The 10502-nt window shown below is 42.6% G+C and carries 10 protein-coding genes; 5 read left to right on the forward strand and 5 right to left on the reverse strand.

Features of this window, described 5'->3' with window-relative positions; translation table 11 throughout:
* Positions 1 to 12: 12 nt before the first annotated feature.
* Positions 13 to 552: a pyridoxamine 5'-phosphate oxidase family protein gene (locus F6K52_RS08765; RefSeq protein WP_293076461.1), complete on the reverse strand. Its 540-nt coding sequence runs from the start codon at positions 550 to 552 to the stop codon at positions 13 to 15.
* 316 nt (positions 553 to 868) lie between these two features.
* Here F6K52_RS08765 and F6K52_RS08770 point away from each other — a divergent pair, with 316 nt between their 5' ends.
* The gene (locus F6K52_RS08770) at positions 869 to 2092 is read left to right on the forward strand and encodes a chromate transporter (protein ID WP_293076463.1); all 1224 of its coding nucleotides are present in this window, start codon (positions 869 to 871) and stop codon (positions 2090 to 2092) included.
* Positions 2023 to 2307, forward strand: coding sequence for a hypothetical protein (locus F6K52_RS08775; protein ID WP_293076465.1), 285 nt, complete (start codon positions 2023 to 2025; stop codon positions 2305 to 2307). Before F6K52_RS08770 ends, F6K52_RS08775 begins: the two co-directional genes overlap by 70 nt.
* On the opposite strand, the gene F6K52_RS08780 is transcribed toward F6K52_RS08775, so the two are convergent.
* A complete protein-coding gene (locus F6K52_RS08780) occupies positions 2267 to 2872 on the reverse strand; it encodes a hypothetical protein (protein ID WP_293076467.1) in 606 nt (201 codons plus the stop codon). The genes F6K52_RS08775 and F6K52_RS08780 overlap by 41 nt on opposite strands.
* Before the next feature lie 306 nt (positions 2873 to 3178).
* On the opposite strand from F6K52_RS08780, the gene F6K52_RS08785 reads away from it, so the two are divergent.
* The gene (locus tag F6K52_RS08785; protein WP_293076469.1) at positions 3179 to 4051 is read left to right on the forward strand and encodes a NotI family restriction endonuclease; all 873 of its coding nucleotides are present in this window, start codon (positions 3179 to 3181) and stop codon (positions 4049 to 4051) included.
* A 228-nt stretch (positions 4052 to 4279) separates the two neighbouring features.
* Positions 4280 to 5089, forward strand: coding sequence for a DNA adenine methylase (locus tag F6K52_RS08790; RefSeq protein ID WP_293076479.1), 810 nt, complete (start codon positions 4280 to 4282; stop codon positions 5087 to 5089).
* 166 nt (positions 5090 to 5255) lie between these two features.
* Here F6K52_RS08790 and F6K52_RS08795 read toward each other — a convergent pair whose 3' ends face one another.
* Positions 5256 to 5672, reverse strand: coding sequence for a helix-turn-helix domain-containing protein (locus F6K52_RS08795; protein WP_293076471.1), 417 nt, complete (start codon positions 5670 to 5672; stop codon positions 5256 to 5258).
* A 377-nt stretch (positions 5673 to 6049) separates the two neighbouring features.
* Here F6K52_RS08795 and F6K52_RS08800 point away from each other — a divergent pair, with 377 nt between their 5' ends.
* A complete protein-coding gene (locus F6K52_RS08800) occupies positions 6050 to 6325 on the forward strand; it encodes a hypothetical protein (protein ID WP_293076473.1) in 276 nt (91 codons plus the stop codon).
* On the opposite strand, the gene F6K52_RS08805 is transcribed toward F6K52_RS08800, so the two are convergent.
* The gene (locus F6K52_RS08805; RefSeq protein ID WP_293076475.1) at positions 6286 to 8841 is read right to left on the reverse strand and encodes a CHAT domain-containing protein; all 2556 of its coding nucleotides are present in this window, start codon (positions 8839 to 8841) and stop codon (positions 6286 to 6288) included. The genes F6K52_RS08800 and F6K52_RS08805 overlap by 40 nt on opposite strands.
* Before the next feature lie 4 nt (positions 8842 to 8845).
* Positions 8846 to 10502, reverse strand: a 1657-nt coding sequence (locus F6K52_RS08810; protein WP_293076477.1) for an S-layer family protein, incomplete at its 5' end; no start/stop codon positions are given.

Below are 10502 nucleotides of genomic sequence, written 5' to 3' on the forward strand. Positions count from 1 at the left end.
TTCTTGTTAATCTTATAAAAGATTAGTGGGTAACCCATCTATACTCTCAATGTTCTTGGCTTGCCAATAGTCGTGAATTCCCTTTTCTCCCTTCTTATTCGCCCACTTGATTAGAGTTTCCCTCTCTCCTTTTAAGTCATACAAAGGTACACCATAACCACAGGAGGTTTGGGCAGATTCTAAATTCAATACAATAATCTGTCTTTCCCCTGGTAGGCTATTGAATAGGTAGTAAAATTTTTCCCATTCCTTATCCCTAGGTCGAATTACCTGACCGTGACCATAAAGCCGGAGAATTAATGGCTTTTCAGTGAAGCTACAAAACATGATCGTCATTCTGCCATTTTCCAGCAAATGAGCCGATGTCTCGTTACCGCTACCGGTTAAATCTAGATAAGCTACTGTTTTATTATCAATACACCGAAAGGTATTAATCCCTTTGGGGGATAAGTTAATACGACCTTGATGGGGAGCTGTGGCTGTAAAAAATATCTTTTGCTCCTCAATAAACTCTTTTAAATCTTGATTGATTTCTGAGTAAAACTTAGCCATATATTACACCAGATTACTCTACTAATATTCTACCATAAAAATAACCAATATAATAGTTAAGGCAAAAGGCAAAAGGCAAAAGGCAAAAGGCAAAAGGCAAAAGGCAAAAGGCAAAAGGCAAAAGGCAAAAGGCAAAAGGCAAATAAAATAACCACAAAAACGCGCACGCTACGCAAACAGCTAAATATTAATTATATATAATTAATTATAAATTACATTTTATTACCCCGACTCCCGATTCCCGATTCCCGATTCCCGATTCCCGATTCCCTGTTCCCTTTGATATATTAACCTTGACGCCTTTTGAGTCAAACCAGTGTCTAACGAAATAGACGATATTCAGCCTGAGCAACACAACAGTTCTGACGCTCAACTGTCCCCACAACAAGAGGGGCAACGACTAAAAGAATTAGCACTAGTCTTTTTTAAATTGGGGACAATTGCCTTTGGTGGCCCAGCTGCTCACATTGCCATGATGGATGATGAAGTAGTGAAGCGACGACAGTGGATGAGTCATGAGAAGCTGCTCGATCTACTCGGCGTTACCAATCTTCTTCCAGGTCCTAACTCTACAGAATTAGCGATTCACATCGGTTATGAGCGAGCAGGATGGCGAGGGCTGTTTGTTGCTGGTTCCTGTTTTATCTTGCCAGCAATGGTGATTGTCTGGATCATGGCAGCAATTTATGCCCGTTACCAGAGTGTGCCCCAGGTAGAGTGGCTCCTTTATGGTATCAAACCAGTTATCATCGCCATTGTTTTACAAGCGTTATGGAAGTTGGGGAAAAAAGCAGCAAAAGATATTCCCACCACAGTAGCAGGAGTTGCAGCTACTATCGCTTTTTTCTTAGGTACCCATGAAATTCTATTACTGCTGTTGGTGGGAGCTGCGGTAATGCTAGTCAAAACCCTGTGGCGTAGAGGAAACAATATCACAGGTGCTTTACTTGTCCCTTTCTCTAGTCTTTTAGCACAAACTAGTGTACCATCCGCCGCTTCTATATCTTCTGTTAGTGTGTTCCTATTCTTCCTAAAAATAGGTTCCGTTCTATATGGTAGTGGCTATGTGCTGCTGGCATTTCTACAACAAGATTTAGTAGAGCGCCACCAATGGCTGACTTCCCAACAACTGCTAGATGCGATCGCAATCGGTCAAGTCACTCCCGGTCCTGTGTTTACCACTGCTACCTTCATTGGCTATCTGCTGAATGGAAATGTTGGCGCAATCGCTGCAACTGTTGGAATCTTCTTGCCTGCCTTTGTGTTAGTGGGAATCCTCAATCCTTGGGTCCCCAAGCTACGGCAATCCCCCTGGGCAAGTGGATTCCTTGACGGTGTTAATGCTGCTTCCTTAGGACTGATGACAGGAGTAACCTACATTTTAGCACGTACTGCTTTAGTGGATTGGTTAACCGTTATGGTAGCAATAGCTAGCGCAGTGCTGGTATTTCGTTTTAAGGTAAATTCCCTATGGTTAGTATTAATCGGCGGAATTATAGGATTGATTTCACAATTATTCCAGTTATCGATTGGGTTTTAGGGAATCGAGAATCGGGAATCGGGAATCGGGAATCGGGAATCGGGAATCGGGATAATGAGGTAGATAGAATTTCTACTATTTTCCCTTACCTATTACCTATTACCTATTACCTATTACCTATTACCTATTACCTGTTCCCTGCTCCCTGCTCCCTGCTCCCTGCTCCCTGCTCCCTTAGGCTTCTCCTTTTACCATATTCACTAGAATCCCAATAATTTTATTAATATCGCTAATATAATAGCTATCATTATCTATATAAGCGACATTTTTATCAAGCTTAACAAACCTCCATTCATCCCCTGTTGTTACTGCACCATATACACAGTATAACTCATGACTTGCTTCTTGATTAAAGAGTTGAGCAGCATACATTTCCGCAATACATTGACCTAAGCCAGAAATAATATTTTCATTCTTAGCTTCAACTATTGTAATTACCGGTAACTCTAAATATAACTGCTCTTCTGAACCGCTAATGATATAATCGCAAAATCCAGTTAAGCCTTTTTCCTTATCGACATTAAAATCAATCCCTGAGAATAGACTAATTTTTTGAGAGGATTTTTCTTTAACTTCCAGTAAAATATTGATAATGATGAGTTCTGACCTAGCTTTTTCCGTATTAATGGCTAAGGCTAAAGGGACATTTCTTTTTAAGGTCTGTGCCAGATAATCACTGATTTCAATTTCTTCAGTATTGGAAAATAGTGACTGATCCTCCACAGTCTGGATATTGAAGTCAAGCTTTACTTTCTTGAGAGTAAAGTCACTGTATGCCACTTAAGTCTCCTGTTTTTGAGCCTAATGGTAAGGTTGAGCTGTATCTATTTTATAGGGAAGTCCGAAGAAACGTGACAATCGGGCAAGTAGCGAATTGCACTAGAAAGTCTGCTGGAACTTGCTTGCGTTCGCGCAGCGTGGCCAGAGGCCAATCGCATCAATGGATTGCTGCTGAGTATAAATTTCCACCTTAGCTGTTTATCCGTAAGCAATTATCTAGCTTCACCCTTAGCGGTACAACTTTAATCAATATCTTGATCTTTTTACGGTAGTCTTAGATTTACATAAGTACTATACTAGATTGATATGTCCAACAATCCTCTTGCAGAGGTCTTCGGATTCCCAACTAACAACTTCACAGAACAGGCAAAGCGCTATCGTCGCTACAAACTGTGTCCTTATAACAATAAGGTGCCGAATTGCACCAAAGATAAGGCAAACAATCCTCTAGGTGTATGTAGTATCTATCACAGGGATGAATCGGTCATTACTTGTCCAGTTCGCTTCCGACAGGATTGGCTAATTGCTGAAAATGCCGCTAATTATTTCTTTGGAGAGGAAACTAATTGGACTTCCCTGACAGAAGTTCGCTTGAAAGATGCCAATGGTCAGTCCGCTGGAAATATTGATCTAGTCTTAGTTTCTTATGATGATCGAGGAAAAGTTTTAGATTTTGGCTCTGTAGAAGTGCAAGCTGTTTATATTTCTGGTAACGTTAGAAAACCCTTTGAAAGGTATATTAGTAATCCTGAAGAGTGGAAAACTATAGATTGGGCAAAATTGACAACTTATTATCCTAGTCCAGATTATCTATCATCCTCACGCAAACGCCTGCTCCCTCAGCTTTTGTATAAGGGATCAATTTTTCGTGAGTGGAATAAGAAACAGGTAATCGTTTTACAAAAGAGTTTCTTTGATACTCTGCCACAATTGCCACAGGTTGAATGGGATAAATCGGAAGTTGCCTGGCATCTTTACACCCTAGAACAGGAAAAAAATAAGTTCAACTTGACGTTACACGATGTAGTTTATACAGAATACTGGGCAGCAATTAACGCTATTTCAACACCGAAAGCTGGTAACGTAGAAGATTTCCTTGAAGTGCTTCAACAGAAACTTGATGATAAACTAGATAATCCTCCAGATACTCAAACCATAGTAGATCTTCCTTTACAATAAAGGATAAGCCGTTTATCGTAGCTATGAGGTACAGATTATTTTTTATCTCTTCCCTCTTCCCTCTTTTCTCTTCTCTGCTCCCTGCTCCCTGCTCCCTGCTCCCTGCTCCCTAAAAACCAGAAATTTGTACCTCACAATTCATAGAATTGCTATAAGCCAATGACTCAACTTGAGCTATTTAATACTGCCTGTCTCACCAGTCATAAAAAAGTCATAAATGTAGCTAGTGTGCCGCAACGTAGCCCATTTCGCTATGCTGGTGGTAAAACTTGGCTAATACCTCAAATTCGCCAATGGTTGTATAATAAAGGTGGTACAGATAAGGAACTTTTTGAACCTTTTGCTGGTGGAGCTATAGTCAGTCTTACTGCTGCTTTCGAGAATTTAGTAGGTAGAGTAACTATGGTAGAAAAAGATGAAGGGGTTGCTGCTGTGTGGCAGGTCATTTTAGGTGGTGGTGCTGAATGGCTAGCGGAAACTATTGTCAATTTTAATCTAACTCCAAAGAGTGCTAAGCAAGCTATTGATTCTGCAAATGAATCTCTTGAATCTCTCGCTTTCGCAACAGTAGTTAAAAATCGCGTTAATCGTGGTGGAATTCTGGCTGATGGTGCTAGTTTTATGAAAAAAGGGGAAAATGGCAAAGGAATCACGTCACGCTGGTATCCTGAAACCCTGAAAAAGCGCATACTTTCTATTGATAAAATCAAGACAAAAATTAAATTTATTGCTGGGGATGGGTTTGAGGTTTGTGAGCAAAATTATCACCGCAATGATGCTATTTATTTTATTGATCCACCTTATCTAAAAGCTGGGCGCAGGCTCTATCGATATTCAGCAGTTGATCATGAAGCTCTATTTAAACTTGCTAGCAAATTAGAAGGGGATTTTTTGATGAGCTATGACAATACAGAAGAAACAAGAGATCTAGCAAGTCGCTATGAATTTGCTATACAACCTATTGCCATGAAAAACACTCACCATGCCAAGAAGACAGAATTGTTGATTAGCCGAAATTTCGATTGGTTTTTAGCTTAGTTATTCAGCTATCAGCTATCAGCTATCAGCCATCAGCTATCAGCTATCAGCTAATGCGCTACGCCCACGCTACTTGAATGACCAGGCTACTTGAGGTGCGAACAGCTTTTGAATAAGATAAGCTGACCACTGACCACTGACGGCTGACGGCTGACCGCTGACCAAATCAGCTCACCTTAAAATCAGAAATCGTCTCAATCCACACCCTAGCCCCACAATGTAAAGGATCATCAGGACGATACATCACCCGACAAGGGCCATTGACCTCTACCGTATGACCGTAAATATTTTTAGAACCCCGTTTGACCGTAATCACAGGGTTGCGCTCCCCGCTCTTGAGATTTTGGCGAATTACCCTTTGATTAACGTGAATCACAGCCTTCGTGTACTGCGTGCGCTTTGACCAATTCCGCTTCGGTCCGCGAGTACCAGGGGTGACCACCGGCATACCGTCAAACAGAGGAATCACCCAAGTTCTACCCACCTTATAAGCCCCCTTCACTCTGCCCTTGCTCAGCAGGAAACGGACGCGAGTGGCAGAAACACCTAGTAATTCAGCAGCTTGGGCGGTAGAAATCATCATGGCGGTAAAACCATTGCTTTAACAATACTGTTATATTAACACAAGTTCTCAGTAAATGCAAGGAGTCAAAAAAACTGTTGCATTGACGCTATTTCTAGCTAGAGGGTGGTAAGGGTTGTAAGAGAGTAAAAAGTTAAGGGGGTCAAAAAAACTATTGCATTAACACAATATGACTGCAAAGGGTGGTAAGTATCTTAAAAGTTGTAAGAATCTTAAGGGTGGAAAGAGGGGTCAAAAAAACTATTGCACTGACACACTACATTAGTTAGCAGCACAAAAAAGCGGCGTTGCTAAATTAATTAATCAATCGGAGTAGAGTGGGCATCCTGCCCGCTTGACAATAAGCATGAAACTGGCAAGATGCCAGTTCCACCAAAATGCCCATAAGCATGAAACTGGCAAGATGCCAGTTCCACCAAGATGACCATTTTACAGATGCGACCCGTGCGATCGGCGAAGCCGCGCCAAAGGCGATCGCTTTTTTGAGAACCGGTATGCGATCGCACCAAATACAACTACTCCCTCTTCCTATCTCCCCACACTCCAAACCCCACACCCCACACCCCACACCCCACACCCCACACCCTACTCCCTACTCCCTACTCCCTAATTTTCACAACCAATTTCCCAGCAAAATAAAAGCCGACCAGTAATAGGGGTGCTTAAATTCCTCCCTCTGCAACAGCTCCAGTTGAGCTTGTCGCAGAGCTTCAGCCTTGCTAACCTTGCCCTTCACTAAGCTCTCATAGAAGTGAGTCATTAACTTAGCAGTGCTTAGATCGTCCACAGACCAGAGACTGGCAAGGGTACTGCGTGCGCCAGATCGCACTGCTACTCCAGCCAATCCCAAAGCGGCTCGGGAGTCTCCTGCGGCTGTCTGACAAGCACTGAGGACGAGTAATTCAATGGGATTTTTTTGCTTTTGATCGGCTGAGATTAGACTATTTAACTCATTGAGATTGATCACGTCATCCCAGGTCAGCAGAAATGTTTTTTCAGCTACTGAACTGAATTGACCATGAGTGGCGAGATGAACGATTTCGTAACCAGAGGTATTAACTTCTGTATTGAAGTTGGATTCAGTAAAGGATTCATTGAGTAGAATCGATGAAGGAACTTGAGCCTTGATATTCTCTAATTCCACCTTCACCCCAGGAAGTGGTGCTAAATTGGGACGATGGGGACGAACTTCCGTCACTCCAGCACTCAGAACTGAAAAGTTTTGTCTGGCGTTTGCTTGGGAGTCGATTAGTTGTAAACTGGGTGCTACGGCAATACTATATTTCTCGATCACATACTTTTCCCCGTCATAAAGCACAGACATGGGAAGATTGCGCAGGGCTCCGTCGGGGATAAATACTAGGGTGAGGATGTTACTATTGGCTAGTTCGGCCTGAATCGGGCCGATTAACCAGTTGTGTATTGTTTGTAAGTTTTCCTTTTGAAGACCTCGCCAAGGGCTAGTAATATTTCTCCAAGCCAAAGCCAGTTGGTATTCTATTGCTATTTTGGGTAAGTTAGTGGTGATCTGGCGCAGAGGTTGTCCCGGCAAGGTGACAATTACTTCCAGCCGGTCTGGCAAGATAATGGTATAGAATATCGCGGCTAGAGGGTCTATTTCGTCGATATTAACTGGTTTGGCATCTAAACAGGCATCCCGAAAGAAGTTGTCTAGTTCTGCTAGTTGCAGGGATTCAATCACATCTCGTGCTTTTTTGAGGTTTTCTTGAGATGCATTTGGTTCGAGCAGTAGTCCTACTAATTCTCGGTAGACTGGTTCAACACTCTCTCGGAAATCAAACTGAATATCGCTACTAATCGTGACTAGGTCGCTACGGATAGATTGGAGGGTTATCACGGATTGATAATAGGCCGCGATCGCGTTTTTTTTATCCTGTTTTAGATTTAGAATTCTGCCCAGTTGCCATTGCCATTGATAGGCTAAATCCGGAGCCTGGATTCCTTGAGCAATGACTAAGGCTTTTTCGGTCAAGTCTTGGGCTTCATCAAGACGTTGATTGTATTCGTATAAGGTTCCCAAGTTACCAATGGCTTCAGCTTCCGCTCTTTTATCTCCTAAATTCCTAGCTAGCTTAATAGCATCGGCGAGATAAGTAGCAAGGGAGTGGGGAGATTTAAGTTGGGAGCTTTTACTTTTTGAAAGGGTTTGGGCTAGATTAATTCTAGCACTTATTGCTGTTTGATTTGGAGATAATGTCGTTAAAGTATAGTCTATCGCTGACAATAACCTTTTGGCTTGTGACCACTCTTGGTTAGCTATCAATATACTCAGTTGATTTAATTGTCCCTGAATCTTAAGATCCGGTAAGGGAGATTCCTCCACAATATGTTTATAGTAATTCATTGCCTTTTTTGTTTCCCCTAGTAATCTAGCTGTATCCCCCAAATTTAGTTTAATTTCAGCAATCAAAGTCTGATTTAATAATTTTTCTGCTATGGCTAAACTTTGTTGTAAAATTTCTTGAGAGTCTTGGAATTTTCCTACTCTGCGCAGGATATTACCTAGGTATTGGAGGGCTCTACTTTTGAGTTTGCTATCCGGTTGCTCTTGGAGAGTTTCCTTAATTTGAATTAAGGTTTTAGTCGCTTGATGATATAACCCTAATGATCGTAATGCTTGCACTTGGTAAATCTGACTTTCCGTTAATCTATTCAGATCTCCTAGGTCTTCGTAAATATCACTAGTTTTATCCCAATTTGCTAAGGCTTTTTTGACATCACCTAGGGATAAGTATACTTGTCCTTCCACTGACAGTATTTGGGATTGTAATTCTTGATATTCTTTAGTATTAGGTGAAAGTTGTGATAATTTAGTAGAACTCTGGGATAGGGTTTGTTTAGCTTGTTCCAAGTTTCCCAAACGTTGATAAACTAAAGCTAAATTAACTAAGCTGTTAATCTCACCAATAATGTCTCCAGTATCGCTGTAGTTACTAATAACTTGATCCAACAACGGTATCACCTCTTGAAATTGCCCTGTTTCATAGCGTTGTTGGGCTTGTTGTTCTAGGGAATCGGGAATCGGGAGTCGGGAATCGGGAATCGGGAATCGGGAATCGGGTGTGATGACAACAGAATTTGATAACGCTTTTCCCGATGGTAGGAAGCATATTAATGCGATTGCAATTAGAAATGATAGTTTTTTCATATTTCTACTCCCTGTTCCCTGTTCCCTGTTCCCTGTTCCCTAAACCTGAATGACAATCAAGATTGGGCAATATCTGATCAACAGGAGTACCCCTAAACGGATGAGCAGTAAGAATAATGGTGCCATCCTTTGCTGTTACCCAGCCTTGGGCTTCGATAATCACTTTTTTTTCTGGGACAGGTTGAGGGGGTCTGACATTAGCTTGCTGCTGTAATTTTTGTCTCCTGCTGCTGGCTAAGCCAGGACGAGTTCTCCAGCCCACTGTTCTGTCAGTATTAATCACCGGATCTAATCGAGTCGGTGGTAAACCGCCTTTTCCGGTAATGGTGAAGGAACTCCCGCCAGCAATCCGATTATTCTCAAAGCCACAAAGGTCATTGGCCAGGATGGCTTCTGCATCGACCAGGATTCCTGGCAATTCGTTTAAGCCTGATGTGGGGTCTACCTGGGAGATGTTGATTTTGACTTCACCGTTAAAGGATGAGCCAAGGGTGGAGGTGGCAGTGATATCATTTTCTGGAGTTGGACGGTCTCGAAACTCTAAGCCAAAGATGCCTTTTGCCTTAATGGTCACACTACCTCCTGAGCCAAGTTGAGCATTGGCGGTAATGTCGCTATCTCCCAGACCGAGTAAGATGTCAGTATCAATTTTGATCTTGCCCCCAGTGGTATTCTCAGCGTCAGTTCTAATCTTGCTTTCGTTGAGGAGTTGGATGTCACGGGAATATAGAGTAATATTGCCTTGCGCTCCTGCTGTTTCTGCTGTGATGATTCCATTGTTGTTTAGGAAGATGGAGTTGGCATTAATCTTTACTTCGCCTGCTGAACTCCCCGGTTGATTGCTTTGAGCACTAACTCCTGCTCCATCAGAGATAATTAACTGGCCAGTGGTAATTTTCAACAACTCTCCCGCTTTTCCTGTGCCTTGACTTAGATTAGCCAAGGCGCTGCGATACTGACCATTGGCATCAGTACCAATCAGTTGAACAGATTCAGAGGCATCCACAGTCAAATTTCCGCCGTCCCCTTCACGGGTTGTGCTAGCTGAAACAACTGCTCCATCTTTGACCATTAACTGCTCAGTGGTAATCTTCAACTCTCCCGCTTTTCCTTTCCCCTCAGTTTGAGTAAACAAGCCGCTGGGAACCCGATCATCGGCTGAGCTACCAATCAGTTGAACAGATTCAGAGGCATCCACAGTCAACTTTCCCCCGTCCCCTTCACCAACAGTGGCAGCTGAAACTTGTGCTCCATCAGAGACTATTAACTCCCCAGTGGTAATCTTCACATCTCCCCCGTCCCCTTCACCAGCAGTGCTAGCTGAAACAACTGCTCCATCTTTGACCATTAACTGCTCAGTGGTGATACTCAAATCTCCCCCATTTCCTTTCCCAAAAGCTTCAGCCGACAAGCCGCTGGAAACCGAACCATCGGCATCAGTACCAATCAGTTGAACAGATTCAGAGGCATCCACAGTCAACTTTCCCCCATCCCCTTCACCAACAGTGACAGCTAAAACTTGTGCTCCATCTTTGACAATTAACTGCCCAGTGGTAATACTCACATCTCCCCCGTCCCCTTCACCAGCAGTGCTAGCTGAAACAACTGCTCCATCTTTGACAATTAACTCCCCGGTGGTGATACTCAAATCTCCCCCATTT

This window comes from Moorena sp. SIO3H5 (genome assembly GCF_010692395.1).
GTDB lineage: Bacteria > Cyanobacteriota > Cyanobacteriia > Cyanobacteriales > Coleofasciculaceae > Moorena.

Bases quoted from the DNA above. Each gene is read 5' to 3' on its own strand.
- F6K52_RS08765 (WP_293076461.1), bottom strand. From the start codon at position 552: ATGGCTAAGTTTTACTCAGAAATCAATCAAGATTTAAAAGAGTTTATT.
- F6K52_RS08775 (WP_293076465.1), top strand. From the start codon at position 2,023: ATGGTTAGTATTAATCGGCGGAATTATAGGATTGATTTCACAATTATT.
- F6K52_RS08785 (WP_293076469.1), top strand. From the start codon at position 3,179: ATGTCCAACAATCCTCTTGCAGAGGTCTTCGGATTCCCAACTAACAAC.
- F6K52_RS08795 (WP_293076471.1), bottom strand. From the start codon at position 5,672: ATGATGATTTCTACCGCCCAAGCTGCTGAATTACTAGGTGTTTCTGCC.
- F6K52_RS08800 (WP_293076473.1), top strand. From the start codon at position 6,050: ATGCCCATAAGCATGAAACTGGCAAGATGCCAGTTCCACCAAGATGAC.
- F6K52_RS08805 (WP_293076475.1), bottom strand. From the start codon at position 8,841: ATGAAAAAACTATCATTTCTAATTGCAATCGCATTAATATGCTTCCTA.